The following is a 26,850-nucleotide window of genomic DNA, read 5'->3' as shown; positions in this document are numbered from 1 at the left end:
CCCGGCCGCCAGGTCGGTCATCTCATCCGGGCAGCCAGTTGGGTTTGCGCTTGTTGAGAAAGGCCTGCACGCCTTCCTTGCCTTCGCTGCTGGCGCGGATGGTGGCAATTGACTCCACCGTCGCCGCAATCAGCTGCTCGCTGATTTCGCGCTCGGCCATGTCCAGCACCAGCTGCTTGCAGGCCCGCACGGCGGCGGGGCCAGCGCTGAGCAAATGCTTGAGCCAGCCGTCGACAACGGCATCCAGCCCGTCGGCATCGACCACCTCATGCACATAGCCGATGCGATGCGCCTCCTGCGCCGAAAAGCGCTCGCCCGTGAGAAAGTAGCGGTGCGCGGCCCTGGCACCCATGGCGCGGATCACATAGGGGCTGATGGTGGCGGGGATCAGGCCGATCTTGACCTCGCTGAGGCAAAAGCCCGCCGTGTCGGCCGCCACCGCCATATCGCAGCAGGCCACCAGGCCCATGCCGCCCGCATAGACATCGCCCTGCACACGCGCAATCGTGGGTTTGGGGCATTCGTAGATGACGCGCAGCATCTCGGCCAGCAAACCCGCATCGACACGGTTTTCGTCGCGCGAGTAATCGGCCATGCGGCGCATCCAGTTCAGGTCCGCGCCCGCGCAGAATGCGGGTCCTTCGGCGGCCAGCACCACGGCACGCACATCGGCACGCTCGCCGACCTGAAGGAAGGCGGCGGTGATCTCGGCAATCGCCGCATCGCTGAAGGCGTTGCGAATGGCGGGCTGAGCCAGCGTGACGCGGGCGATGCCGCCATCCACGGTCAAAGTCAAAGCAGTCATGGCTTGTCTCCCAGTGAGTTAGGGGTTTGCAGTTGCGCAGCCGCCGTGCCCGGCAGCTGCTGCATCAGGAATTCACGGACCTGCGGCAGCCATTGCCCGATATTGGCTGCCCGGTCAAAGAACTGGTGTCCCTCCGCGCCACTGGATGGCGCAAACACCAGCTTCAGATTCTGGCCTGTGGCCAGATAGCTTTGCGCCATCTTGCGCACCAGCGGCGGGCGAAAGTAGCTATCGTTCTCGGCATAGATCCACAACTGGGGCACACGGCTGGTGGCGGCAAAGCCAGCCACGGTCTTGAGCAGTTGCGCCTCGCCGCAAACCGCTGCTTTCTCACGCATCTGCGGCTGTGAACCCCGGCCGCCGGCAAAGTTGACGACGCCGCGCAAGCCCGCAGGCTGCTGCGCCGCCAGAGCCAGCGATGCAAAGCCGCCGGCGGACTTTCCCAGCAGCAGCACATGCGAGCCATCGACATAGGGCAGCTGTTGCCCGTAAGTCATGATGGCCGCCACATCGCGCGCAGCCTCCTGGGCCGCATGGGCGTAGTCGGGGGCATCGCAGCTACCGTAGCGGTCGGCCAGAGGACCGTCCGATGCGCCATAGCCGCGGCGCAAAGCCGTCACCACCACATAGCCCAGCTCGGCCAGAGCGCTCGCCTGCGGGCCGTAGCGATCGGTCATGGCTTCGCGCGCCTCTTTGCCGCCGGGCGTGCCGTGGCTGAGCACGATCAGCCCCCAAGGGCCCTGCCCCTGAGGACGATAGACATGGCCAGCCAACTCGGCGCGGTGCGCGGGCGAATCGCCGCTCGCTGGCACCCAGACCGGAATGCGTGCATCCATGCGCTGCACCGCTGGCTCGGCAGCGCCAGCCATGGGCATGGCCAGCGCAGCCGACAGCAGGACTGGCGGCAAGCAGGTGAGGAAATGGCGACGCGACATGATTGACAGCCTCTGCCCGCTTACATGCGGAATACGCCGAAGCGCGTGTCCTCAATCGGCGCATTGCGCGCGGCAGCCAGACCCAGCGCCAGCACGCGGCGCGTGTCGGCGGGATCGATCACACCGTCGTCCCAGAGACGCGCCGTCGCGTAATAGGGATGGCCCTGATCTTCATACTGCTGGCGGATAGGCGCCTTGAAGCGCTCCTCCTCTTCGGCACTCCAGCTGCCGCCCTTGGCCTCGATGCCGTCGCGCTTGACGGTGGCCAGCACGCTGGCCGCCTGCTCGCCGCCCATGACGCTGATGCGCGCGTTGGGCCACATCCAGAGGAAACGGGGCGAATAGGCGCGGCCGCACATGCCGTAGTTGCCCGCGCCAAAGCTGCCGCCGATGATGATGGTGAACTTCGGCACCGCAGCCGTGGCCACAGCCGTGACCAGCTTGGCGCCGTGGCGGGCAATGCCTTCGTTCTCGTATTTGCGCCCGACCATAAAGCCCGTGATGTTCTGCAGGAACACCAACGGAGTCTTGCGCTGGCAGCACAGCTCGATGAAGTGCGCGCCCTTGACGGCCGACTCGCTGAACAAGATGCCGTTGTTGGCGATGATGCCGACCTGCATGCCCTCGATGCGTGCAAAGCCGCAGACCAGGGTGTTGCCGAAGCGGGCCTTGAACTCGTCGAACTGGCTGCCGTCCACGATGCGGGCAATGATCTCGCGCACATCGAAGGGCTTGCGCGTATCGACGGGAATCACGCCATACAGCTCTTCGCTCTCAAAGAGGGGCGCCGCTGGCGCATGATCGGCCTGTGACGCGGGCTTGGCCTTGTTCAGGTTCGCCACCGCCTGGCGTGCCAGCGCCAGCGCATGCAGATCGTTCTCGGCCAGATGATCGGCCACACCCGACAGACGCGTGTGCACATCGCCGCCGCCCAGGTCCTCGGCACTGACCACCTCGCCGGTGGCAGCCTTGACCAGAGGAGGGCCGCCCAGAAAGATGGTGCCCTGGTTCTTGACGATGATGGACTCGTCGCTCATGGCCGGCACATAGGCGCCGCCTGCCGTGCATGAGCCCATGACCACGGCGATCTGGGCGATGCCCTGGGCGCTCATATTGGCCTGGTTGTAGAAGATGCGGCCGAAATGCTCGCGATCGGGGAAGACCTCGTCCTGATTGGGCAGATTGGCACCGCCCGAATCGACCAGATAGATGCAGGGCAGACGGTTCTGCGCCGCCACTTCCTGGGCGCGCAGATGCTTTTTCACCGTCATCGGGTAGTAGGTGCCGCCCTTCACGGTGGCGTCGTTGCAGACGATCATGCAGTCCACGCCGCTGACGCGGCCCACGCCCACGATCACGCCGGCGCCCGGCGCATCGTTGTTGTACATATTGAGCGCGGCCAGCGGCGACAGCTCCAGAAACGGCGTGCCGGGGTCCAGCAGCCGCTGCACGCGCTCTCGCGGCAGCAGCTTGCCGCGCGCCACATGCTTGGCGCGTGCCGCCTCATTGCCACCCAGTGCGTTCTGATCGCAGCGTGCGTGCAGCTCATTGACCAGTGCCTGCATGGCGGCAGCGTTGGCCAGGAAATTTGCCGAACGCGGATTCAGTTGTGTACCCAGAATGCTCATCGCTTGCCCTTAAAAAATGATTGCCCCTGAGCGGCTGCGCCGCTTCCCCCTAGGGGGACGACGGCCTCGCGGCGGGGCGGCCCTTGCCGGCCGTCCCGTGCTTGGCACACGCCAGTTTCATGGGGTACGGCTCGTACTTTGCCGCTTGATAACTGATGTGAGAGCTTGGTTTTTTTCTTGCTCGGACACAGCACTGCCACGGCAGTTGAAGAAAATGCCTCATGCACGCTGTTGAAACTGTTCTGCTTGTCTTGCTGCTGGGAGCGCTGACAGGCATTGTGGCCCGCTATATACGGGCCATCCCCCTGCCTCTGATTCAAATCGCACTGGGTGCGCTGATTGCCTGGCCGCAAGCCGGTCTGCACATCGCGTTCGACCCCGAGCTGTTCCTGCTGCTGTTCATTCCGCCGCTGCTGTTTGCCGACGGCTGGCGCATCCCCAAGCGTGAATTCTTTGCGCTGGCCAAACCCATTTTGCTGCTGGCCCTGGGCCTGGTGCTGTTCACCGTGCTGGGCCTGGGCTATCTCATCCACTGGATGATTCCCGAGATTCCGCTGACCGTGGCCTTTGCCCTGGCCGCCGTGATCTCGCCCACCGATGCCGTGGCCGTTTCGGCCATCACGCGCAATCTGGGCATGCCCGAGAAGACCATGCATGTGCTGGAGGGCGAGTCGCTGCTCAATGATGCATCGGGCCTGGTGGCGCTGAAATTTGCGATTGCCGCCACGCTGACCGGCATGTTCTCCTGGGGCGAAGTCGCCAAGGAATTCACCTGGATGGCCGTCGGCGGCCTGGGTGTGGGTGCGCTGATAGGCTGGGGCTTCAGCCATGCGCGCGGCACCATCACACGCCGCCTGGGTGACGTCGCCGCCACGCAGATGGTGTTGCTGCTGGTGCTGCTGCCTTTTGCCGCCTATATCGTGGGCGAAAAAATCGGTGTCTCCGGCATTCTGGCTGCCGTGGCCGCAGGCATCGCCACCAATTTCGCCGACCTGGAGCGCAGCAGCTATATCAGCGAACGCCTGCAGACCGAAGGCACCTGGAGCATGGTGGAAGCTGCCTTCAACGGCGCCATCTTCCTGCTGCTGGGCCTGCAGCTGCCATCCATCATCGGCGTGCCGCTGCATCAGGCCGGCCATGACTGGTGGATTCTGGTCGGCTATGTGGCCGCGATTTCGTTTGCGCTGCTGCTGATGCGCTGGATCTGGCTGGTGCTGGGTGTGCATGGCTCGCTGCTGCGCGCCCACCGGCAAGGCAAGATGTCCGAGCGGCCCTCGCCACTGCTGAACCTGGCCACCACGCTGGCCGGCATTCGCGGCGCGGTCACGCTGGCCGGTGCGCTGTCCGTGCCCATGCTGCTGAACAACGGCCAGCCCTTCCCGGGCCGCGACATGCTGGTCTTTCTCGCCACCGGCACCATTTTGTTCACGCTGGTGATCGGTGCCGTGGGCCTGCCCATCGTGCTGCGCCATCTGCCCCCGCACGAAGAGTCGCCCACCGTGCGCGAGGAGCGCCTGGCGCGCGAACAGGCCTGCATGGCGGCCATGGCCAAGCTCACGCTGAGCGAAGAGGAAATCCTGCGCCGCGACCCCGAATGGGTGGCGATGCGCCAGGAGGTCAACGGTCACCTGACCCAGGAGTACCGCAACCGCATCCAGTTGCTCGACGACGGCAGCGGCGCCGCGCAAAGCATAGAGCTGCTGCGCGAGGCGCCCGAAGTCGTGCGCCAGCGCAAGCTGCGCTATGTGATGGAGATCGAAACCCGCATCGAGTGCATTCATGCCGAGCGGGACTTCTACTACGCCGAAAGACAGGCCCACCGTATCAACGACGAGTCGCTGCGCAGTCTGGTCAGCGAGCTGGACATGCAGGAAATCGCCATGCGCAAGCGTCTGATCGTGGCGCGCCGCGCAGCGGGTCTGCCCACGGCCAGCACGCCGCCCAATCACTAGGCCAGAGACACCGAGGAAGGGCCGCACCGCACCGAGGGTGTCGCTCCCCTTGGGGGGCACCCGGCGCAGGGAAGGTGCGAAGCCGCTCAGGGGGTAGCGCATATTCAGGCCGTCTTGATGACGCGCAGATCCAGCAACTCGATCATCTCGTCGCGAATCTTGAACTTCTGGATCTTGCCCGTCACCGTCATCGGGAAGGCCTGGACAAAGCGGATATAGCGCGGCACCTTGTAGTGCGCGATCTGCCCCTTGCAGAAGTCGCGCACCTCATCCTCGCCGAGTTCCTGGCCGGGCTTGACAATGATCCACGCACACAGCTCCTCGCCATAGCGCACATCGGGCACGCCCACCACCTGCACATCCTGCACCTTGGGGTGGCGGTAGAGGAATTCCTCGATCTCACGCGGGTAGATGTTCTCGCCACCACGGATCACCATGTCCTTGATGCGGCCCACGATATTCACATAGCCTTCGGCGTCCATGGTCGCCAGATCGCCGGTATGCATCCACTGCTCGGCGTCGATGGCCTCGCGGGTCCTGGCCTCGTCTTCCCAGTAGCCGTGCATGACGGAATAGCCGCGCGTGCACAGCTCGCCCGACTGGCCCGGCGGCATGACCTCGCCCGTGGACGGATCCACAATCTTCACCTCCAGATGCGGCTGCACCTTGCCCACGGTGGCAACACGTCTTTCCAGAGGCGTGTCGGCATCGCTCTGGCAGCTCACGGGGCTGGTTTCCGTCATGCCGTAGGCGATGGTGATCTCGCTCAGATGCATGTCGCGCACCACGCGCTTCATCACCTCGATGGGACAGGGCGAGCCGGCCATGATGCCGGTGCGCAGCGTGGACAGATCGAACTCGACAAAGCGCGGATGATCGAGCTCGGCAATGAACATGGTGGGCACGCCGTGCAGACCCGTGCATTTCTCGGCCTGCACCGCTTCCAGCACCGTGAGGGGGTCAAAGCCGTCATTGGGATAGACGATGGTCGAGCCATGGGTGAAGCAGGCCAGATTGCCCAGCACCATGCCGAAGCAGTGATACAGCGGCACGGGGATGCACAGCCTGTCCTCGGGCGTGAGGCGCATGCATTCGCCAATGAAAAAGCCGTTGTTGAGGATGTTGCGGTGCGTCAGCGTCGCGCCCTTGGGAAAGCCCGTGGTGCCGCTGGTGAACTGGATATTGATGGGATCGTGGTTGCTGAGCGTGGCCGCAATCGCATCGATGCGCTCATCCGCACTGGTGCCCTGCGCCATCAGCTGCGAAAAGCGCAGCATGCCGGGCTGTTCGGCGTCCAGATCCACTGCACCTGTGCCGCTCGCACAGCCGGCCGCACCTGAGCCGGCTGCGCCTGAGCAGGCCGCGTCAATCCACACCACGGTGCGCAAGGTCGGCAGGCGTTGGGATTGCAGCTGGCCTGGCGCGCAGCTCGCCAGCTCGGGCGCCAGCTCGCGCAGCATGCCCAGATAGTCGCTGGTCTTGAACCGCGGCATGGATACCAGCGCCTTGCAGCCCACCTTGTTGAGCGCATATTCGACTTCGGCGGTGCGATAGGCCGGATTGATATTGACCAGCACCAGACCCACCTGAGCCGTGGCCAGCTGCATCAGCACCCACTCGGCATTGTTATGGCTCCAGATACCCACCCGGTCGCCTTTGACCAGCCCTTGCGACAACAGCGCGCTGGCCAGCTGGCGCGCGGCCACATGCAGCTGGGCATAGCTGTAGCGCAGACCCTGATGACGGCTGACCAGCGCATCACGCGAGCCCTGGCGCGCGGCCATTGCCGCAAAAAAATCGCCAATCGTCTGCTCGATCAGCGGCACATCCGTGCGCCCCTTGGCATAGCTGGCGGTCAGCACGTTCACTTGCGATGGCATGGTCTTGTGTCTCCTTGCGTGCCGGCAGCCACCTGCGAACTGGCTGCGCAGCGTCCATTCAGCACCGTTTTCTGCGCCTCAGAATAAGGGCAAGCCCTGTCCAGAAGAGGTCACAAAGGTTGCAATAATTGCCAAATGCTCACCCCCTCCCTGGTCAAGACTCCACTGCCACACCATGCCAGTTCCGTGCTCAAATCGCACCCGGCAATTACCCCCATGGCGTTTGTTCAAGCCATTGTCCGCGCCTATGAAGCAAGGCAGATGTCAGCGCTAGGCGCTCTGCAAAAGGCACAAATCCCGCCAGATCTGGTTGACGATGCCGACGAGCGCATCACGGCCCTGCAGATGGAGGCACTTTCCGACGCAGCCATGCGCGAGCTGGACGATGAAGCCTTGGGCTGGTTCGAGCGCCGCCTGCCCTGGGGCAGCTACGGCATGCTGGCGCGTGCCAGCATCAGCGCTCCGCAACTGGGCCTGGCGCTGGCGCGCTGGTGCCGCCATCACGGACTGATTGCGCAGGACATACAGCTTCAGCTCAGCGAGCAAGCCGGCATTGCCACCCTCACCCTGCATGAAAGCCGCCCGCTGGGGGACATGCGCGAGTTCTGCATGGTATCGGTGCTGCGCAATATCCACGGCTTTGCAAGCTGGCTGATCAACGAACCGATCAGCCTGCTGCATGCCAGCTTTCCGTTTTCCGAGCCCGCACATGCCAGCGTCTACAAGGTGCTGTTCGCACCGGGCAGCATCGCTTTTGATGCCCCCGTCGCCAGCCTGCAGTTTGAAGCACGCTGGCTGCAGGCGCCTCTGGCGCGCGACGAGGCGGCCCTCAACCGCATGCTGCAGCGCGCCTTGCCGATCCAGGTGCGCCCCTACCAACGCGAGAAGACTCTGGTGCAGCGAGTGCGCCATCTGCTGGCCGCCAGCGGGGAAGAGCAGCAGACAGCTGAAACGCTGTCCCGCCAGCTGCATCTGTCCCAGCGCAGCCTGCACCGCCAGCTCAAGGAAGAAGGTATTTCGCTGCAGTCCCTCAAGGACGATATCCGGCGTGAGCGTGCGATTGCGCTGCTGCTGCGCACCAGCCGCCCCATCAAGCGCGTGGCCCAGGCCTGCGGCTTTCTCAACGACAAAAGCTTTATCCGCGCCTTTCGCCTCTGGACAGGGCTGTCCCCTTCGGAATTTCGCAAAACCGCCGGCCAGCGTGCCGTCTGACGCAAGGAACTCTCCATGCAGGAATCCTCAGAAAACTGGTGCCCAATCGCCGACGGGATATGGACACTCAACTATCACTTCAGCAATGCGGGACTCAAGGTCAGCACACGCATGACGGTGATCCGGCTGGCCGACGGCAGCCTGTTCTCGCACTCTGCAGTGCCACTGACAGACGGGCAGAAAGCGGCGCTCGACGCCCTGGGACCGCTGCAGCACATCGTCGCCCCCAGCGCCATGCACCACTTGTTCGTGGGCAAACTGGCAAGGCTTTATCCACAGGCCCGGATCTATGGCACACAGGGCGTGCTGAGCAAGCGCCCGGACCTGCCGCTGCTGGAGCCCTTGCCGCCGGACTCCGAAGCCCCTTGGGCAGGCGAGCTGCAATGCCTGCCACTGGACGGCCTTCCCTTGCTCGACGAGACGCTGTGGTTCCATCCGGCCAGCGGCAGCCTCATCGCCACCGACGTGCTGCAATGCTGGAAGGGACCGCTGAGCATGCCGGTACGCATGTATCTGGGCCTGACGGGCGGGCATGAGCGCCTGACCGTGCCGCGCACCGTGCGCCTGCTGGTCAGGGACCGGGCCGCCGTGCGCAACTGGGTGAAGCGGCTCGAAAGCTGGCCCGTACAGCGCGTGATCCTGCTGCACAACAGCGTGATCGACGATCAGCCCATGAAGAAGCTGCGCGAGGCGCTGTCGATCTGGGACTGAGCTTTAGCGCAGGTCGTGCTCGTCGACATCGCCGGCCGAGGCGCTGGCGGCACTCCTGCGCACGGCATCGAACATGGCGGGCAGATCGCCCATGTCGCCGAACACGCAGGCGGCGCCAGCCTCGAGCAACTGCTCTGCCGTGGCATGACCCTGATCGGCTGGGAAATAGCCCCAGACGGTGGCACCGGCGGCCACGCCGGCCTGAACGCCGGTCATGGTGTCCTCGATCACCAGACATTTGGCCGGATCGGCCTTCAGCGCCTTTGCCGCTGCCAGATAGACATCCGGAAAGGGCTTGCTGCGCGGCATTTCATGGCCGCTGTAGACATGGCCTGCAAAATAAGGCTCCATGCCCACCTTGGCGAGCTGCATCTCCACCTTGGCACGGTCCGCACCGGAGGCGCAGGCAATGCGCCCGTTGCACAGCGCATGAATCTGCCTGACCGCTTCCAGCGCGCCATCGATGGCCACCAGCTCGGCACGCAGGGCGGCATTGCGGCGCTCGTAGAACTCGGCCATCCAGGCATCGGTCAGCGGCTTGCCGGTATGGGCCTCGATCACGGCCGCCTGGCTGCGCACCGTCTTGCCGATGAAGTCGCGCGTGCACTGCTCCTGGCTGATGGCCCAGCCGGATTCATTGAGCATGGTGCACAGCACGCGATTGGTGATGGATTCGCTGTCCACCAGCACACCATCACAGTCGAAAAGCACAGCGTCAAAAGCAGTCATGGAAGCATTACCAGCGTATCAGGGGATGCAAAAAAGGCGCCCAACGGCGCCTCGGATCAAAAAACAGAGGGCGTGATTATGCGCTCATGCCCCTTTTCGAGTTCAGGGGAAGGACACTCCGGCCAGCGGATGAATCATCCATGCGCTGTTCTTGGCGTAGATGGTGCTGGTCTTGTTGTCGGCGGTCATGATGCCGCTGAAATAGAAGAAGCCGTTGGCCGCATTGGCATTCATATTGCTCAGCTGGGTCGTGAGCGCGTCATTGACTGACGAGGCCTCGACCAGATACTCGATGGCGCCATTCTGCGCCGAGCTTTTCTCGAAGACATCCACATAGTTCATGTTCAGCGGGTCGCTGCCCAGACCCTGCGTGCCACGGATGAACCAGCCGTCCGCACCCTTCTGGGCCAGGCGCGTTCTCATCGCTGCCGCATCGGCGGCCGAAGATGCGCTGGGGAGCTTGTCGACCTGATAGGTATAGGTGACGCTGTCGTTGCGCTTGGCATACAGGCTGAACAGCTCGTTGTTGATGATCTGGGGACCCAGATAGCGATAGCCTTCGGCGCCCTGGCCGTTCAGCTCCGTGGCAAAGGCTTCGGCAGTCGTGGCCACCGGCGTCACCGTTCTGTAGCTGAACTGGTCGCTGCGGCTGTGGTCCTTGACATAGACGCTGCGGATATCGCTGACATCGCTGAACACGGCGTCGGACTTGTACATATAGCCGCTGCTGCCCTGTTGGTTCAGCTGGGCCAGAAAGGCGGTGCGCGACGGCTGCGCCGCAGGATTGACATAGCTGAACTTGCGCCCTGCATGCGCGGTATCCGTGAGATAGAAGTCGCCGATCTCCGCACCGGTCGAAGTGATCGATCCTGCCAGAGAACTGAACAGCACATAGCCGTCCGCACCCATGCTGTTGGCGGCATCCAGCATCTGTGCATGGCTGGTAGCGGTCTGAGCGCCCATCTTGTAGGTCCCCGTGACGGCCTGATTGCCGGTGCCACCATCAGTACCGCCACCATTGCCGCCGCCGTTGTCCCCGCCTCCCGTACTGCCGCCGCCTTCGGAGCCGCCTCCTGAGCCTGTGCCGCTGCCTCCGTCTCCGCCACCACCACCACCACAGGCGGCCAGGGTGGAAATCAGCAGCAGGGCTGCGGTTCTACGAGTGATTTGCTTGAGAGATGGCACGGGCTTGCTCCTCGGTCTTGATGTTGGTTGAAAATGTCCATATCCCGACACTGAGATAGCCATCAGCGTCGCCTTACATGCATTGTCAGAAGGCTTTCGCGCAGATCGCTCCCTACCGAGGAGGGGTCTTTGTTACCAAGCCCAAAGGAAGGCTCATGCCCGATCTACTGCAAATCCTGAGCACCACTCAACTGGGCGCACAGCCCTATGCGCTGGTGGTGGATGATCACCCGCTGGTCGCGGAAGGTGCAGCGCATGTGCTGATGACCAGCGCCGGCGTGCAGCGGGTGCGCTGCGCGGCGCACGGCAATGAGGCGCTGGCCATGATTGCTGCGCTGGGCGAGCCCGTCATCACCGTTATGGACTTCTGGCTGGAGGACGGTGCATCTCTGGAATTTGTGCACAGTATTCTGGCCTTGGCTCCTGGCACACGCATTCTGGTGACCAGCGGCGACAAGCACCCGGCCATCGTCAGCAAGGCCGCAGCCGCAGGTGTGCATGGCTTTGTGCACAAAAGCAGTCCGTCTCACGAATTCCAGGCAGCAGTGCTAGCCCTGCTGAGCGGCCGCACCTGGTTTGAGGCCCAGCCTCCCATCCCCACCGCCCCTCCGGCGCCAGCTGCGGGCAGCATCCTGCATATGAGCGCCAGAGAGCTCGGCATCACTGCCCGCCAGGCACAGGTGCTGAGCCTGTTGCTGCAGGGCAAGCCCAACCGCGCCATTGCACAGGCACTGAACCTGTCCGAATACACAGTCAAGGAACATGTCACCGCCCTGCTTCAGCGCCTGGGCGCCAGCAACCGCGTGGCGCTGATCACGCGCATGCGAGGCATAGAGGTCGACTTGGGCTAAGGCTGGCGGATCGCCATGCAGCGGGCCAGCACCGCATGCAGCTGGTCGGGCTGCAGCGGCGTCGCCAGGGCCAGATAGCCCTGATCCTGCACCTGCTCCAGCATTTCCTCGTCGCCGCTCATCAAAGCACCGCTGGCTTGCGGACGCTGATCCAGAAGCAGCATCAAACACTCAAGCCCGCTTGCGCCATCCTTCAATCGCTGGTCGCACAACACAAAGTCTGGCCACAATCCATCGGCCAGCAGTTGCTGCGCCTCAACCAAGCTGCGCGCTCTTTGCACCTGCACACCCCAGCTCTGCAAGATCTGCACCAGCACCGGGGCCAGCTGCGCATCGTTTTCCACGACCAGGCAGTGCCCCTGCAAGGGGGCGAACCACTGCGGCCCAGTCAATATCGGCGGTGCCGGCAGCACAGACGATGCCTGCCACTGCTCGGCATCCTGCGGCCAGCGCAGCCAGAAACATGACCCCGTTCCCGGCCGCGACTGAACCCCGCATTCCACACCCAGCCGCTGCGCCGCCAGTGCCACCACGGACAGGCCCAGGCCACGCCCGCGCAATGGCGCCGGCACGCCATCCCTGGCATCGCGCTGCTGGCGTGCAGGGCTGCGATAGTGACGCATGAAGACCTGTGCGCATTCCTGCTCGCTCATGCCACAACCGCTGTCCCACACCTGCAAAAGCCAACGTCCCTGCCTGTGCCGCAGCGCCAGCAGCACCCCGCCCTGGTCGGTGTAGCGCAGCGCGTTTTGCAGCAGATTGAAAACCATCTGCCGCAGCAGTACCGCATCCGTGCACAGTGCCGGCATATGGGCTGGTTGCCTCACGCGCAGACGCAGACCGCGCTGCGCTGCTTCGCGCGCGAACAGGCGCCGGGCTTCGTCGAGCACCGCACTCATGGATACCGCCTGCCATTGCGGTGCGAAGCTGTCGCCCTCCAGTCGCGACAGATCCATCAGGTCGTTGAACATGGAGCCCAGATCGCGCGTGCAGGCCTGCATCTCCTGCAGCAGCTGCGCCAGATCGTCATCCTGATTGCGCTGATGAGCGGCTTGCAGCATCAGGCCCATGGCATGCAGGGGTTGCCGCAGATCGTGGCTGGCGGCGGAGATAAACCAGTTCTTTTCGGCCAGCGCATTCTCTGCCTGCTCCTTGGCTTCGCGGTAGCGCTCCGCCAGTGCCTGACGCTCCAGCTCGTGCGCCATCTGCTGCTGCACAAAACGCCGCGCCCCCCAGGCGTGGCGGGCAAGTATGGCGCCGTACAGCAGCAGCAGCGGCAACAGATAAGGGCCTTTGTGCGGAAAGTAATGCAGCGTGCACAGCAACATCGGCAAGTAGATGCCCGCCATGAAGGCCGCGAACACCTGCGGCACCGGCGCCAGAAAAGTGGCGGCCGATGCCATCACGCCCAGCAGCACCAGATAGATCAGCAGGCGCAGCTCACTATGGCTGCCACTCCAGGTAAAGGCCAGCACGCTGACCCAGAGCAGGCCGTTGATCAACGCGGCCAGCGCCAGCTGTCGCTGCCAGGCTGTCAATGCCGCCTGCAGTCGCGATGGCTCCCAGTCGCGCGCCGACCGCCACTGGCGATGCAGGCTGCGGCGAAACAGCAAAAAGCCCAGCGCCATGACGATCATCAACCCCCACCACCAGGCCAGCCCAGCGCTGACGGCTGGGCTGTTGCGGGTACTGACCCACAGCAGCAGGGCCGGAATCAGCAATGCGGCGATTTCGGAGGAGCCACGCGAAGCCAGTGACTGCAGCAGGCGCAGACCGGCCTGCAGCCGGGTCGACTGCGCCGAATCGACTTCAGAATTGGTCGCCATCGACGTAGAACCAGCGCCCACCCTCGAGCACAAAGCGGCTGCGCTCATGCAGGCGCACGGCACGACCCGACAGACGATAGCGGGCGACGAATTCGACCTCCGCAGAGGCATCGCCGGTCGGCTGAAACTGCTTCACATCCAGCCCCAGCCATTGGGTGGCAGCATCAAAGTCGAGCTGCAACGGGCGCTGGCTGGCATGCCAGGTGGCTTGCAAATATTCCTGATTCTCAGACACGAAGGCCGTATAGCGCGAGCGCATCAGCGCCTCGGCATCGGGAGCGGGCCGGGCATCCCAGTGGTCGATATAGCGGCCGCAGCAATCGGCATAGGCCAGCAGCCGCCCTTTGGCATTCTTGCGTCCACAGGGACAGTCCCGCTTGTTCTCGGCTTCTTTCACAACTTTGGCAGTCTTGATTGGCAATGCTGCATTGTCGGCCAAGTCGAACAACGAGCAAGCCGGCTTGCGCAGTCCGTCACCTCATTGCACAGTAGCGGCAGTTCAAAGCTCGCTGCTCAAAGGCTTTCCTATGTTCTCCATGGCAGCTCCCTGGTGGGAGTTCGTGATTCGCGGTACTACTGTCTACCTGTTTCTGCTGGTGTTTCTGCGCCTGACCGGCAGGCGCCAGACCGGCCAGTACGCACCTTTCGATCTGGTGTTGCTGCTGATTCTTTCCAACGCAGTACAGAACTCCATGAATGCGGGCGACAACTCGCTGATCGGCGGCCTGATCAGCGCCAGCACGCTGCTGGCCTGCCATGCGCTGCTCTCCCGCCTGAGTTACCGCTTTGCAAGGCTTCGCAGGCTGGTGAATGGCAAACCCAAGGTCCTGATTCACCAGGGCATTGTCCAACCCAGTCTGATGACGCAGGAGCAGATCACCGCCGAAGACCTGGCGGCGGCCCTGCGCTCCAATGGCTGCCTCAACGCGCATGAGGTGGAGCGCGCCACGATCGAGACCAACGGCCAGATCACCGTGGTGCTGCGCAAGCGCAGCATGGCTGAGCTGGGGGAGGCCTGAGAGCCTCGAAGCGTCAGAGCGTGCCTACGCTCTCAGTGCAGGCCGTCCAGAAACTGCCTGATGGCCGCATTCACGGGTTCCGGATGCGTGAGGTTGGCCGCATGGCCCGCGCCGGCCACATCCACCCACTGGGCCTGGGGCAAGCCCTTGAACATGGCCCGCGCACGCTCCACGCCGATGGCCGCATCCTTGTCGCCATGAATCACCAGCGCAGGCACCTTGATTTCGGCCAGGCGCGGGCTGATGTCATCGCGCAGCGCCAGCGTCGCAAAGCTCTGTCCCAGGTTGATCGGCGAGGCCTGCTTCCATTTGGCACGCCACTGCTCGGCACCCGGCCAACCCTGGCCCAGAATCGTGTGCTCCACGATGGTGGCCATGTCATCCGACAGCCCATGCTCCATCCAGGCCTTGAGCAGCGCCTCATGGTGCGGCATCTGTTCGGGATCCTCCAGCATCGCCTGGGTATCTATCAGCACCAGCGCGCCCACGACATCCGGATGAATCAGCGCGCAGCGCAGCGACAGATAGCCGCCTTGCGACATGCCCACCAGCACCGCTTTTTCCACACCCAGATATTTGAGCAAGGCCGCCAGATCGTCGGCCGAGTCATAGTAGCTGAACGCTTCGCAATGCTCGGGGTCTGCCGTCTGCCCGTGACCACGCTCGTCCCAGCTGATGCAGCGATACAGCCCCTGCAAGGCCTGCACCTGTGGCTCGAACATGGTGTGATCCATGAGCAGGCCGTGCGAGAACACAATGGCCGGGCCACGCCCTCCCGTGTCCTCGTAGTAGATATTCTGACCATTGACCTGGGCAAAAGGCATGCGGTGGACTCCTGCTGCAAATGGTTGAAACCCCTGGGGAAACTCCCCCCAACTGAGCACATCCTAAGCAGGCCGTATCACATCGGCAACCGGCCCGTCCCCTGATGTGCCACAGCCTCGTGCACAGCAGTTGACAACGGCGGGCTTTTGCCGCCAGGCACAGATCAGGCCAGCGCCCGCTGGATCAATATCTTCTGCACATCGCTGGTGCCTTCGTAGATCTGGCACACGCGCACATCGCGATAGATGCGCTCCACGGGGAAGTCACTCACCACGCCATAGCCGCCCAGGGTCTGGATGGCGGCGCTGCATACGCGCTCGGCCATCTCGCTGGCAAAGAGCTTGGCCATGGCGGCTTCCTTGAGGCAGGGAAGACCCGCATCACGCAGGCTGGCAGCATGCCAGATCAGTTGCCGGGCCGCTTCAATTTGCGTGGCGCATTCGGCAAGCCTGAAGCCCACGGCCTGATGGTTGAAGATGGGCTGGCCAAAGCTCTCGCGCTCCTTGCTGTATTGCAGCGCGCATTCAAAGGCCGCACGCGCCATCCCCACGCTTTGCGCAGCAATGCCGATACGCCCGCCCTCCAGTGCGGACAGCGCAATCCTGTAGCCCTCGCCCTCGGCCCCGATCAGGTTCGATGCGGGAATGCGGCAGTTCTCGAAATTGATCTGCGCTGTATCGCTGCTGTGCTGGCCCAGCTTGTCCTCCAGACGTGCCACCTGGTAGCCGGGATTGCCGGTGGGCACGATGAAGGCGCTCATGCCTTTTTTACCCGCCGCCTTGTCGGTGACGGCGATGACGATGGCTACATCGCCATTCTTGCCGCTGGTGATGAACTGCTTGACTCCGTTGATGACGTAGTCGCCACCATCGCGCACGGCCGTGGTCCTCAGCGCCGAGGCATCGCTGCCCACATGGGGCTCGGTCAGGCAGAAGGCACCCAGCATCTGGCCCTGCGCCAGCGGACGCAGCCATTGCTCCTGCTGGCCGGCATTGCCGTACTTCATGAGGATGGCATTGACCGGGCAATTGGTCACGCTGATGACGGTACTGGTGCCGCCATCGCCAGCGGCAATTTCCTCGAGCACCAGCGCCAGGCTCACATAGTCCAGGCCCGCACCGCCGAGTTCCTCGGGCACGCAGATGCCATAGGCACCGAGCGCGGCCAGTCCCTGGTGCACGTCCTTGGGGAACTCGTGCTCCTTGTCCCAGCGCGCGGCATGGGGTGTGATCTGCTCGCGCACAAAATCGCGCAAAGCGTCGCGGATCATTTCCTGGTCCTGATTCAGCAGCATGTTGTCTCCGATATTTATAGCTATATGCCCGTTGTCCAGCCTGGGCTAGGCGTCTAGAAGCTTGATGTATCTGCCGTCGTGGCGCAGCAGCTGACCACGGTCTTCGGGCTTGACCTGCGCCAGGGCCTGCATCAGCCCCTGCACGCTTTGAGCCACCGACAGCGGGGCCGCAGCACCGCCCATCTCGGTCTGCACCCAGCCCGGGTCCAGCGCCAGCAGCGTCAGGCCCGGCCATTGGCGGCAGGCCGAGACCACGGCCATATTGAGCGCAGCCTTGCTGACGCGGTACAGCCAGGCGCTCTCGTCCGCATCGGCCAGCAGGGACATGCCGCTGGAGAAGGCGCCGATCACGCCGCCAGCCTCCTGCACCATGGGAGCAATCTGCGGCAGGGCCTGCATAAAGCCCAGCACATTGCTGTGCATCACCAGATCGAACTGCTGCTGGGTGGGCGGCACGCCTGCGGCATGACTGTCCCAGACGCCGGCCACGTAAAGCGCGACATCGATGCTGGCCCCGTCGAGCTGCCATGCCAGGCCGCTGACGCTGGCAGGATCTGCCAGATCGACCTGCAGCACCCGAGCGCCCTGTGCCTGCAGCTCGACCATGTCTTCAGCCTTGCGCACGGTGGCTATCACCTGGTGGCCCTGCGCCAGATAGGCCTCTGCCAGGGCTCGCCCCAGGCCGCGTGATGCGCCTAAAATCAGTATCAAAGCCATAGCTATTTGCGCCTATGAGTGTTGGGTTTCAAAACGTTTTGCATCCAGAATCCTTTCATGACAAGCGCTGTCAGCTATCAATTTTTCTTGATCTGCTCGGCGGCAATCATGGCGCCATAGCGGGCCACCATGCTTTCCTGCGATTCAGGCTGCGCGGTCAGCCCCATTTGGGCATGGATGATCTGATTGAGCGTGGGCATGACGTTGCGTGCCACCTTGGCTTCCTCGCTCCACAGGCGCGAGCGCATCATCGCCTTGGCACAGTGCAGATAGGCTTCCTGCACACGGACTTCGATCACCAGCTTGGGGCGGAAATGATCGCTGGCGAACAAGGCCGTGTAATGCGCCTCGTCACGCAGCTGGGCCGTGCCGTTGACACGCAGGGTTTCGTCGAAGCCCGGCACAAGGAACAGCAGGCCCAGGCGCGGGTCGTCGAGCAGATTGCTCAGGCTGTCCAGCCGGTTGTTGCCGCCCGCATCGGGAATGAGCAAGGTATTGGCGTCCGGTGCCTTGACGAAGCCAGGCTTGCCGCCTCGTGGCGAGGCATCGAGCAAGGCGCCGCCCGCACCGCCCGTGGCCATGACCAGAAACGGCGACAGCGCGATAAAGCGCAGGCAATGCCGATCCAGCTCCCACTGCTGCTTGAGCAGCGCCCGCTCGGCAGGAGGGTCGTACAACTGCAGCAGTTGTTCGCGCGAAGTGATCATGAAGCCAGGACCTCCTCGGGACGGTCGTTGCGGTGAATGGCGGCGTACAGCGACAGGAACTCGTTCCAGGAAGGGTCGAAGCTCAGGCTGAGCTCGCCCTCCAGCTCAGGCACATGCTGGCGGCCCAGCTGTGCGGCCAGCTGCACCGCATGGGCAGGGTCTTCCACATAGTAGGTGGCCACGCGGGCACTCATGTTTTCCACACGCGAGAAGGCAAGAATGCCGCGCTGCTCGCGGCTGAGTTGTTCATCCAGCGCATCCTGGGCATCGCGCACGCCATCCAGCTCCTGCTGGCTCGAGAAGCTGAAGCGCCACTCCATGAAGTGCGACAGATCGGCGCGCGTGGCCACGGCGTTGGCACCGTCGTGGAACGTCAGGATGTCGGGCGGAGCCTCCTCGTCGGCATCCTGCGCGCGCACCTCCAGAGAAAGCCAGCGGTCGCTGTCCTCCTTGGGGAATTCATAGCTGCGGCCCAGCTGCTGGCGGATAAAGCCATCGAACAGCGGCGGGAACTCCGACAGCAGTGCGGAGCCGTAGACATCGGCCGCGGCCTCGGAGGCAAACTCGACCGGGCCCACGCGCACGGAAAAATCCCACTCGCCCAGCACATGGTCCAGCATGATGAAAGCCATGTGCTGCGCATGCTCGGCCAGGTCCCTGGCAATGGGCTTCTCGAACGAGAGCTTGAGGCCGATGATGCCGCCCGCATCGTAATAGCCCACGCGGATATCCGAGCAGGCCAGCTCGAAGCCGTCCATGCGCATGCCGAAGTTGCTGCCCAGCGCGCGGCTGCGAAACGCCTGCACGCTGTAATGCTCGAAACGCGGCGCCTGGCGGACCAGTGCCTGGGCATTCTCGAACTGCGCCGTGTTGCCATGGGCCGAGATCACCAGACGGGAGCCTGCCTCCCCGAGCTTGCCTTCCAGCTCCAGACTCAGGCCCGGCGCATATTGGTGCAGCAACTCGTTGGAGCTTTCCACAAACTCATGGCGATCGAGCTCCTCCAGCTGACTGAGCTGGTTGGAAAAATCGCCCCAGAAAGCATCAATCTGCTGCGGCTCCAGCGGCTTGATGGTCTCGCTCTCGTCGTGGTGAATGTCTGCGCTCATGAATGATTTCCGCAATGTGAGCTGCACACATTCAGCGCGAATGCGTGCAATCCGTTGAACATGCGTTCACTGTAGAGCAAACTGGTGACGATTCTGAGCAAATAGCGTCAGATCAGCTCAACGGCCATGGCCGTGGCCTCGCCGCCGCCGATGCACAGCGTGGCCAGGCCCTTCTTCTTGCCGCGTGTCTTCAGTGCGTGCAGCAGGGTGACCAGAATGCGCGCGCCGCTGGCGCCAATCGGGTGTCCGAGAGCGCAGGCGCCGCCGTTGACGTTGACCTTGTCATGTGAGACCTTGAGATCGGCCATCAGCGCCATGGGCACCACGGCAAAGGCTTCGTTGATTTCCCACAGGTCCACATCCTCCACCGCCCAGCCGGCCTTCTTGAGCGCCTTTTCGGTAGCGCCCACGGGCGCGGTGGTGAACCACTCGGGGGCCTGCGCAAAGGTGGCGTGCGAGACGATGCGCGCCAGTGGCTTGCAGCCCAGCTGCTTGGCCGTGGACTCGCGCATCAGCACCATGGCTGCTGCGCCATCGTTGATGCTGGAGCTCGACGCCGCCGTGATGGTGCCGTCCTTCTTGAACGCAGGCTTGAGGCTGGAGATCTTGTCCAGCTTGGCCTTGGCCGGGCCTTCGTCCAGGCTGACGGTCACGTCGCCCTTGCGGGTCTTGACGGTGACGGGCGTGATTTCGGCATCGAAGGCACCGCTTTGCGCTGCGGCCTGGGCGCGCTGCACGCTGGCAATGGCAAAGGCGTCCTGCGCTTCACGCGTGAACTGGTATTTGGCGGCGCAGTCCTCACCGAAGGTGCCCATGGTGCGGCCGGCTTCATAGGCGTCCTCCAGACCGTCGAGCATCATGTGATCGAAGATCTTGTCGTGTCCCATTCGGTAGCCGCCACGCCCCTTCTTGAGCAGGTAGGGCGCATTGGTCATGCTCTCCATGCCGCCGGCAATCATCACATCGCGGCTGCCGGCGATGAGCTGGTCGTGCGCCAGGATGGTCGCTTCCATGCCGGCGCCGCACATCTTGGACAGGGTCACGGCGCCCGTGCTTTGCGGCAGGCCGCCCTTGAAGCCGGCCTGACGAGCCGGAGCCTGGCCCTGGCCGGCCATCAGGCAGTTGCCGAACAGCACTTCCTCCACCAGCTCGGGCCGGATGCCGGCACGCTCGACTGCGGCCTTGATGGCTGCGCCACCCAGGTCATGGGCGGCCAGATCGGAAAAATCGCCCTGGAACGCGCCCATGGGAGTGCGGGCGGCGCTGACGATGACTACGGGATCCTGATGCATGGTTTGTCTCCTTCAGAAATGGAGGGTTGTGATCTGCCTCTTCAAGCGAGGCTATTGGCGGGAATGGCGAAACGCTGCGTGTCCAGTCCGGCGTCGCCGGCATGCAGAAAGCGGCTGCGCTCGTAGGGGAACACGTCCAGGAAATGACCGTCACGGATACGGCTCTGGTGACCACGCCAGAACTCGGCCTCCAGCAGGTCGGCGTGATGGCGCATGAAGATGTCGCGCACGGCCGGATGGCCCAGCAAAAAAGGTCCGAAAGTCTCGGGAAAGACATCCCTGGGGCCGACCGAATACCAGATGTCGCCCGACATCTCCTCTTCCTCGGTTCGCGGCTGCGGCACCTGGCGGAAGTTGCAGTCAGTCAGGTATTCGATCTCGTCATAGTCGTAGAACACCACCTTGCCGCCACGCGTGACGCCAAAGTTCTTCCACAGCATGTCGCCGGGAAAGATATTGGTGGCCACCAGGTCCTTGATGGCATTGCCGTATTCGAGAATCGCGCGCTCCATGGCAGCGCGGCGCTCCGGCTTGGTATCTGCCTCGGCCAGGCACTCCATCAGAAACAGGTTCAGCGGCACCAGACGGCGCTCGATGTAGAGATGGCTGATGATGACTTCCACCTGCCCGTCGCCATCACGGTCGCTGATCTCGATCTGCTCGGGAGCCTGGGCGTGCAGCTCGGCCAGCAGTTCATCGCTGAAACGGTCTCTGGGAAAAGCCACTAGGCTGTACTCCATGGTGTCCGCCATGCGACCGCCGCGGTCATGCTTTTTGACCAGCTGGTACTTGGCCTTGACCTGGGGACGCGACACATCCTTGCTGCTGGCGATACGGTCCTTGATGAGCTTGAACACATAGGGGAAGCTGGGCAGATCGAACACCAGCATGACCAGGCCCTTGATGCCGGGCGCAATGCGCAGCTGATCGCTGGAATGGCGCAGGTGATGCAGAAAGTCGCGGTAGAACAGCGTCTTGCCCTGCTTGGCCAGACCCAGGGCGTTATAGATTTCCGCCTTGGGCTTGCGCGGCATGAGGCTGCGCAAAAAGCTCACATAGGCGCTGGGCACTTCCATATCCACCATGAAGTAGGCGCGCGCAAAGCTGAACAGCGCATGCAGGTCGTCCTCGCCGAACAGGGCCGCATGCAGTATGAGCTGCTCCTGCTCTCCATGCAGAATGGGGATCGCCAGCGGCAGCTCGGTATAGCCGGTGATGATCTTGCCCACCAGGTACGCCCCCTTGTTGCGATAGAACAGGCTGGACAGCACCTGAAGCTGGAAGTTGGCCCTGAGCGTCAGGCCCGCCAGCCTCTGGCGTATGCGCTCGGCCAGCAGGTGCACGTCGCGCTGCAGGTCTTCAAAGCGGCATTGCAGCTGCAGCTGCTCGAACAGGGTCTGCAGCGTCCCTTCGAGTTGGGCGAGGTTGCCGGGGTAGTAGGCTCGGTAGATGGGTACGGCACCCGGCGCGGTGTTTTCCAGATACTCGGTGCTGACGGCAGCACGCACGAAGATGAAGTCGTTCTGGAAATGGGTGCGATGCAAAATCTTGGTGGTGACCGAGTTGAAGAAGGTCTCGGCCAGTTCGGGTTGCAGATGGTCGACCATCAGCCCGATGTAATGCAGCTTGACCTGCTGCCAGACAGCCATGCTCTGCAGGCTGGCGGCAAACTCCTCTTCCAGCCTCTGGATGCAGGCACGCACCTGCCGGTCGTAGAACTCTATGCGTTCACGCTGAGCCTGCTGCTGGCCCGGCCAGTCCATGGTCTCGAAGCGCTGCTTGGCTCGGGCAGCTTCCGCACTGAACATGCGGTAATGCTGGTTGTAGCCGTGCATCAGGGCCTGCGCAATGGCATAGGCCTCGGGGGCGTCCAGTCGTTGCGGAAACATGGCGGGCCAGTCGCTCCAGATAAGTGAGCAGCACTCTCAAGCGGAACAAGCGGCACAGGCCTTGGGTCCGCTTGAGGGCACTGCAGCTGCGCAGCGGCAGCGATCAGTCGCGCTTGCGCGCAGCGACCTTCTCGACAGCCTTGTTGTAGACATCTTGCAGGCCGCCCACACCAGGCACGGTCATTTCGAGGTTGGTGATGTGGCCGTTGTTGAGGCTGTAGCACCAGCCGTGCAGAGTCACCTGCTGGCCGCGGGCCCAGGCGTCCTGCATCACGGTGGACTGGGCCACGTTGACCACCTGCTCGATGGCATTGAGCTCGCACAGCACATCGTGGCGGAACTGAGTGGAGATGCCTTCCAGCAGCTTGATGTGCTTGTCACGCACGTCGCGCACATGGCGGGTCCAGTTGTCCACCAGGCCCAGGCGCAGATTGTTCAGCGCCGCATACACGCCGCCGCAGCCATAGTGGCCCACAACCATCAGATGCTCGATCTTCAGATGATCGACCGAGTACTGGATGGTGGACAGGCAGTTCAGATCGCTGGGCACCACCACGTTGGCCACGTTGCGATGCACGAACACCTCGCCAGGCTCCAGACCCGTGATCTGGTTGGCCGGCACGCGGCTGTCCGAGCAGCCGATCCACATGTATTTGGGTTTTTGCTGCGCCATCAGTCCGGTAAAGAAACCAGGACGATCACGCTCCATCTGGTCTGCCCATTCGCGGTTGTGGACAAACAGTTCTTCGATGGAGGTCGTTGTCATGAAGCTATCCTTCTTTTTGTGGTTGAAAGAACGGCGCAGCTCCTGCTTTTTCAGCAGGTTTCAGCAAACAGCTCGCGACCTATGAGCATGCGGCGAATTTCGCTGGTGCCAGCGCCAATCTCATAGAGTTTCGCATCTCGCCACAGGCGACCGAGCGGATACTCGTTGATATACCCATTGCCGCCATAGATTTGCACGCCCTCGCCGGCCATCCAGGTGGCCTTCTCGGCGCACCACAAGATCACGCTGGCGCAGTCCTTGCGAACCTGGCGCACATGATCGGTTCCCAGAAGATCCAGGTTTTTAGCGACCGTATAGGCAAAAGAGCGGCCTGCTTGCAGCACGGTGTACATGTCTGCCACCTTGCCCTGGATCAGCTGGAACTCGCCGATGCTCTGGCCAAACTGCTTGCGGTCGTGGATATAGGGGACGACATTATCCATGACGGACTGCATGATGCCCAGCGGGCCGCCAGTCAGGACGGCACGCTCATAGTCCAGGCCGCTCATCAACACCTTGGCGCCCATGTTCAGGCCGCCCAGTATGTTTTCCGCCGGCACCTCCACGTTCTGGAACACCAGCTCGCCCGTATGGCTGCCGCGCATGCCCAGCTTGTCGAGCTTTTGCGCGATCGAGAAGCCCTTCATGCCCTTCTCGATCAGAAAGGCCGTCACGCCACGAGCGCCCATCTCCGGCTCGCTCTTGGCATAGACCACCAAGGTGTCGGCATCGGGCCCGTTGGTGATCCACATCTTGCTGCCATTGAGCAGGTAATAGCCGCCCTTGTCCTCGGCCTTGAGCTTCATGCTGATGACATCAGAGCCGGCGCCGGGCTCGCTCATGGCCAGTGCCCCCACATGCTCGCCGCTGATGAGCTTGGGCAGGTACTTGGCCTTTTGCGCCTCGCTGCCGTTGCGATTGATCTGATTCACGCACAGATTGCTGTGAGCGCCATAGGACAGGCCCACCGAGGCACTGGCGCGCGAGATTTCCTCCATCGCCACCATATGCGCCAGATAGCCCATGTCGGCACCGCCATACTGCTCGGATACGGTGATGCCGAGCACGCCCAGTTCGCCGAACTTGCGCCACAGATCCATGGGGAACTGGTCGCTGCGGTCGATCTCGGCCGCGCGCGGAGCAATCTCGCTCTGGGCAAATTCACGCACCGCGTCGCGCAGCGCATCGATGTCTTCACCGAGCTGGAAGTTCAGTCCGGGCAGATTGGCAAGGCTCATGGTTGTCTCCTGTAGATATGGGTCTGACGAATCGTCTTGTCAGTGCTGTATGCCTTCACGGTTCTGCACACACATCAGAGTGCAGCCCATTGTGGCAATCAGTTTCTCTTTTCCCTGGTCAATGGCAAAGGCCTTGCCTTCGGATACGGTGATGGTGCGCCCGGGCTTGATGACCCGGCCCTCCATGCGAAAGCGCTGGCCTTTGGCCGGGGCGAGCAGATTGATCTTGAATTCGATGGTCAGCACGGCGGCATCCGTTGGCATCAGCGTCAGCCCCGCATAGCCGCAGGCCGAATCGAGTGCAGTGGAGACCATGCCGGCGTGCAAAAAGCCGTGCTGCTGAGTCAGGCCCGGAGCCCAGTCCAGACAGATATCGACAACGCCTGGCTCCACCAGAGTCAGCTGCGCGCCAATCGTAGCCATGGCGCCTTGCTTCGCGAAGCTCTGCTTCACCCGATGAACAAAATCCAGAGACTCGGTAACACCTGCAACAGACATGGCAACTCTCCAGCAAAGCTTTGAAATTGACGTTTACGTAAACGTCAATTATGCGCCATTTTTGCTCTCGCTCCTTTTCAATAGCATGCGAGCCTCTTTTTCCTGCTCTCGCACCTCATCCAGAGTCACCTGCAGATCGGCCATCTGCGCTTCGAGCTGCTTGCGGTGGATCGCCAGCACATCGAGGAACTTGCGCAACTGCACGCCCGTATCGCGCGGGCTGTCATACATGTCGATGATTTCCTTGGCCTCCGACAGCGACAGTCCCAGGCGCTTGGCCCGCAGCGTCAGGCGCAGACGTGCGCGGTCTCTCGATGAATACACGCGATTGCGACCGCCTGCGCCGGAGCGCTCCGGCTGCAGCAAGCCCATATCCTCATAAAAACGGATGGCCCGGGTCGTGAGATCGAACTCTTTGGCAAGGTCACTGATGGTGTAGATGGTCGACATGATTCTGTAGGGTTGTAAGCCATGCATCTCACAGGTGACTGCACGAGGCAGGCCGGTCTCTAAAATGCTTTGACAAAACTGACGTTTACGTTAACGTCAATGCTAAACGAAATACCGCCTCATGACCTCAAGCCAAGAATCCGCACTGCATTACCCACTCGGCGATACCTTGCCCGGTCCGGCCCAGACTCTGGATGTGGCACCCGGCGTCAAGTGGATCCGCATGACCTTGCCGTTTGCCCTCGATCACATCAACCTCTGGCTGCTGCGTGATCGTCAGAGCGATCTGCATGGCCAGGTACGCGAGGGCTGGACCGTCATCGACTGCTGCGTCAATCGCAGCGAAGCCCGCGAGCAATGGGAACAGATTTTTGCCTCTGCGCTTGAAGGCCTGCCTATTTTGCGAGTCATCGTCACCCATATGCACCCCGACCATATCGGTTTGGCTGGCTGGCTCTGCCATCAATGGAATGCGCCCTTGTGGATCAGTGCCACCGATTACAACGTCGCCCGTGTCGCCATGAAAGACAGAGACGGCTTCGGCGGCGAATCCGGTGCGGACTTCTACAGCCTGCACGGACAAAGAGATGAGGAATTTCTGCTCCATGTGCGCGGCCGCGGCAGCTACTACTCTTCCCTGGTAGCCCCCGTCCCCGACATCTATCACCGCATCATGGATGGCGACGAGATAGACATCAACGGCCGCACATGGCAGTGCATTGCCGGCTATGGTCACGCGCCGGAGCACATGGCGCTTTACTGCGCCGAGCTCGAGACACTGATCAGCGGCGACATGGTGCTGCCCCGTATTTCCGCCAATGTCAGCGTGCATGCTTCCGAGCCTGAAGCCAACCCGCTACAGCTGTTTCTCACATCGCTAAAGCGCTACTTCGCTCTCCCCCAGAACACCTTTGTTCTGCCCTCGCATGGCAAACCATTCACGGGATTGCATGCCCGTGTCCAGCAACTGCTGGACCATCATCAGGAGCGTCTGAACGACATCATGCAGGCCTCCCGGCAGCAAGGACTAAGCGCTGCCGACATCCTTCCCATCCTCTTCAAACGCCAACTGGACACTCACCAGATGACTTTCGCCATGGGCGAGGCTCTGGCCCATCTGCACTACCTCTGGTTCAGCCGACAACTGACGCGGCGGCTGGATGAAAACGGCATCCTGCGCTTCTACGCCCCTGATATGCAGAAATAAAAAGAGAGCGCCTAGCGCTCTCTTTTTATGGGTTTCCGGTATTTTTGTAGCTGTAATCCTTTGACAGCCTGCGGCAAACGCTCCCTATTTCGAAGCGCCCAATAAAAAACCCCGTAATCTTTCGA

General features: G+C 62.7%; 25 protein-coding genes. 6 read left to right on the top strand and 19 right to left on the bottom strand.

Annotated elements, in window-relative coordinates; genetic code table 11:
* Nucleotides 1–22: 22 nt before the first annotated feature.
* The 3 genes from AC1RTQ_RS04670 to AC1RTQ_RS04660 are packed head-to-tail and all read right to left on the bottom strand — an operon-like array spanning nucleotide 23 to nucleotide 3,368.
* On the bottom strand, nucleotides 23–805 hold the full coding sequence (locus AC1RTQ_RS04670; protein WP_302092420.1) for an enoyl-CoA hydratase/isomerase family protein: 783 nt from the start codon (nucleotides 803–805) through the stop codon (nucleotides 23–25).
* A complete protein-coding gene (locus tag AC1RTQ_RS04665; RefSeq protein ID WP_492874537.1) occupies nucleotides 802–1,740 on the bottom strand; it encodes an alpha/beta hydrolase family protein in 939 nt (312 codons plus the stop codon). The genes AC1RTQ_RS04670 and AC1RTQ_RS04665 overlap by 4 nt, the downstream gene beginning before the upstream one ends.
* Nucleotides 1,741–1,760: 20 nt before the next feature.
* Nucleotides 1,761–3,368: a carboxyl transferase domain-containing protein gene (locus tag AC1RTQ_RS04660; RefSeq protein WP_492874536.1), complete on the bottom strand. Its 1,608-nt coding sequence runs from the start codon at nucleotides 3,366–3,368 to the stop codon at nucleotides 1,761–1,763.
* 221 nt (nucleotides 3,369–3,589) lie between these two features.
* On the opposite strand from AC1RTQ_RS04660, the gene AC1RTQ_RS04655 reads away from it, so the two are divergent.
* Nucleotides 3,590–5,320 (top strand): Na+/H+ antiporter, encoded by a 1,731-nt coding sequence (locus tag AC1RTQ_RS04655; RefSeq protein ID WP_492874535.1) that lies wholly within the window; start codon nucleotides 3,590–3,592, stop codon nucleotides 5,318–5,320.
* Nucleotides 5,321–5,424: 104 nt separating this feature from the next.
* Here AC1RTQ_RS04655 and AC1RTQ_RS04650 read toward each other — a convergent pair whose 3' ends face one another.
* Nucleotides 5,425–7,200: an AMP-binding protein gene (locus tag AC1RTQ_RS04650; protein ID WP_492874534.1), complete on the bottom strand. Its 1,776-nt coding sequence runs from the start codon at nucleotides 7,198–7,200 to the stop codon at nucleotides 5,425–5,427.
* A gap of 135 nt (nucleotides 7,201–7,335) precedes the next feature.
* Between AC1RTQ_RS04650 and AC1RTQ_RS04645 the strand changes: the two genes are divergently transcribed.
* Both AC1RTQ_RS04645 and AC1RTQ_RS04640 read left to right on the top strand, forming a co-directional pair.
* Complete coding sequence (locus AC1RTQ_RS04645) at nucleotides 7,336–8,412, top strand: AraC family transcriptional regulator (protein ID WP_492874533.1); 1,077 nt, start codon at nucleotides 7,336–7,338, stop codon at nucleotides 8,410–8,412.
* Between the two features lie 15 nt (nucleotides 8,413–8,427).
* Nucleotides 8,428–9,123 carry a DUF4336 domain-containing protein gene (locus AC1RTQ_RS04640; protein WP_492874532.1) on the top strand — a complete coding sequence of 232 codons (696 nt, stop codon included), beginning with the start codon at nucleotides 8,428–8,430 and terminating at the stop codon, nucleotides 9,121–9,123.
* A gap of 3 nt (nucleotides 9,124–9,126) precedes the next feature.
* On the opposite strand, the gene AC1RTQ_RS04635 is transcribed toward AC1RTQ_RS04640, so the two are convergent.
* Nucleotides 9,127–9,852, bottom strand: a complete 726-nt coding sequence (locus tag AC1RTQ_RS04635) for an HAD family hydrolase (protein WP_492874531.1) — start codon at nucleotides 9,850–9,852, stop codon at nucleotides 9,127–9,129.
* A 102-nt stretch (nucleotides 9,853–9,954) separates the two neighbouring features.
* Nucleotides 9,955–11,037 (bottom strand): hypothetical protein, encoded by a 1,083-nt coding sequence (locus AC1RTQ_RS04630; protein ID WP_492874530.1) that lies wholly within the window; start codon nucleotides 11,035–11,037, stop codon nucleotides 9,955–9,957.
* A gap of 155 nt (nucleotides 11,038–11,192) precedes the next feature.
* Here AC1RTQ_RS04630 and AC1RTQ_RS04625 point away from each other — a divergent pair, with 155 nt between their 5' ends.
* A complete protein-coding gene (locus tag AC1RTQ_RS04625; RefSeq protein ID WP_492874529.1) occupies nucleotides 11,193–11,888 on the top strand; it encodes a response regulator transcription factor in 696 nt (231 codons plus the stop codon).
* On the opposite strand, the gene AC1RTQ_RS04620 is transcribed toward AC1RTQ_RS04625, so the two are convergent.
* Both AC1RTQ_RS04620 and AC1RTQ_RS04615 read right to left on the bottom strand, forming a co-directional pair.
* Nucleotides 11,885–13,714, bottom strand: coding sequence for a hybrid sensor histidine kinase/response regulator (locus AC1RTQ_RS04620; RefSeq protein ID WP_492874528.1), 1,830 nt, complete (start codon nucleotides 13,712–13,714; stop codon nucleotides 11,885–11,887). The genes AC1RTQ_RS04625 and AC1RTQ_RS04620 overlap by 4 nt on opposite strands.
* Nucleotides 13,698–14,111 (bottom strand): YchJ family protein, encoded by a 414-nt coding sequence (locus AC1RTQ_RS04615; protein WP_492874527.1) that lies wholly within the window; start codon nucleotides 14,109–14,111, stop codon nucleotides 13,698–13,700. Before AC1RTQ_RS04615 ends, AC1RTQ_RS04620 begins: the two co-directional genes overlap by 17 nt.
* A gap of 130 nt (nucleotides 14,112–14,241) precedes the next feature.
* Here AC1RTQ_RS04615 and AC1RTQ_RS04610 point away from each other — a divergent pair, with 130 nt between their 5' ends.
* Nucleotides 14,242–14,733, top strand: coding sequence for a DUF421 domain-containing protein (locus AC1RTQ_RS04610; protein ID WP_302092432.1), 492 nt, complete (start codon nucleotides 14,242–14,244; stop codon nucleotides 14,731–14,733).
* Between the two features lie 32 nt (nucleotides 14,734–14,765).
* Here AC1RTQ_RS04610 and AC1RTQ_RS04605 read toward each other — a convergent pair whose 3' ends face one another.
* From AC1RTQ_RS04605 to AC1RTQ_RS04555, 11 genes are all read right to left on the bottom strand, one after another.
* The gene (locus AC1RTQ_RS04605) at nucleotides 14,766–15,557 is read right to left on the bottom strand and encodes an alpha/beta fold hydrolase (RefSeq protein WP_304349595.1); all 792 of its coding nucleotides are present in this window, start codon (nucleotides 15,555–15,557) and stop codon (nucleotides 14,766–14,768) included.
* A 164-nt stretch (nucleotides 15,558–15,721) separates the two neighbouring features.
* Entirely contained in the window at nucleotides 15,722–16,852 is a 1,131-nt protein-coding gene (locus tag AC1RTQ_RS04600) for an acyl-CoA dehydrogenase family protein (protein ID WP_302092434.1), read from the bottom strand.
* 45 nt (nucleotides 16,853–16,897) lie between these two features.
* Nucleotides 16,898–17,569, bottom strand: coding sequence for an SDR family oxidoreductase (locus AC1RTQ_RS04595; RefSeq protein WP_492874526.1), 672 nt, complete (start codon nucleotides 17,567–17,569; stop codon nucleotides 16,898–16,900).
* A gap of 77 nt (nucleotides 17,570–17,646) precedes the next feature.
* The gene (locus AC1RTQ_RS04590) at nucleotides 17,647–18,276 is read right to left on the bottom strand and encodes an MSMEG_1061 family FMN-dependent PPOX-type flavoprotein (protein WP_409817237.1); all 630 of its coding nucleotides are present in this window, start codon (nucleotides 18,274–18,276) and stop codon (nucleotides 17,647–17,649) included.
* Entirely contained in the window at nucleotides 18,273–19,385 is a 1,113-nt protein-coding gene (locus AC1RTQ_RS04585) for a hypothetical protein (protein ID WP_492874525.1), read from the bottom strand. The genes AC1RTQ_RS04590 and AC1RTQ_RS04585 overlap by 4 nt, the downstream gene beginning before the upstream one ends.
* Before the next feature lie 107 nt (nucleotides 19,386–19,492).
* Nucleotides 19,493–20,677 (bottom strand): acetyl-CoA C-acyltransferase, encoded by a 1,185-nt coding sequence (locus AC1RTQ_RS04580; protein WP_492874524.1) that lies wholly within the window; start codon nucleotides 20,675–20,677, stop codon nucleotides 19,493–19,495.
* A 41-nt stretch (nucleotides 20,678–20,718) separates the two neighbouring features.
* Complete coding sequence (aceK, locus tag AC1RTQ_RS04575) at nucleotides 20,719–22,566, bottom strand: bifunctional isocitrate dehydrogenase kinase/phosphatase (protein WP_492874523.1); 1,848 nt, start codon at nucleotides 22,564–22,566, stop codon at nucleotides 20,719–20,721.
* 103 nt (nucleotides 22,567–22,669) lie between these two features.
* A complete protein-coding gene (gene can / locus AC1RTQ_RS04570; protein ID WP_302092440.1) occupies nucleotides 22,670–23,332 on the bottom strand; it encodes a carbonate dehydratase in 663 nt (220 codons plus the stop codon).
* A gap of 50 nt (nucleotides 23,333–23,382) precedes the next feature.
* The gene (locus AC1RTQ_RS04565; protein ID WP_302092441.1) at nucleotides 23,383–24,570 is read right to left on the bottom strand and encodes an isovaleryl-CoA dehydrogenase; all 1,188 of its coding nucleotides are present in this window, start codon (nucleotides 24,568–24,570) and stop codon (nucleotides 23,383–23,385) included.
* 39 nt (nucleotides 24,571–24,609) lie between these two features.
* Nucleotides 24,610–25,068 (bottom strand): PaaI family thioesterase, encoded by a 459-nt coding sequence (locus tag AC1RTQ_RS04560; RefSeq protein WP_409817224.1) that lies wholly within the window; start codon nucleotides 25,066–25,068, stop codon nucleotides 24,610–24,612.
* Nucleotides 25,069–25,116: 48 nt separating this feature from the next.
* Nucleotides 25,117–25,518, bottom strand: coding sequence for a MerR family transcriptional regulator (locus AC1RTQ_RS04555; protein ID WP_302092443.1), 402 nt, complete (start codon nucleotides 25,516–25,518; stop codon nucleotides 25,117–25,119).
* 121 nt (nucleotides 25,519–25,639) lie between these two features.
* On the opposite strand from AC1RTQ_RS04555, the gene AC1RTQ_RS04550 reads away from it, so the two are divergent.
* On the top strand, nucleotides 25,640–26,725 hold the full coding sequence (locus AC1RTQ_RS04550; RefSeq protein ID WP_492874522.1) for an MBL fold metallo-hydrolase: 1,086 nt from the start codon (nucleotides 25,640–25,642) through the stop codon (nucleotides 26,723–26,725).
* Nucleotides 26,726–26,850 lie beyond the last annotated feature (125 nt).

Source organism: Comamonas sp. GW821-FHT11H03, from assembly GCF_058807955.1.
This window is presented reverse-complemented; position numbering and strand designations above follow the sequence as displayed.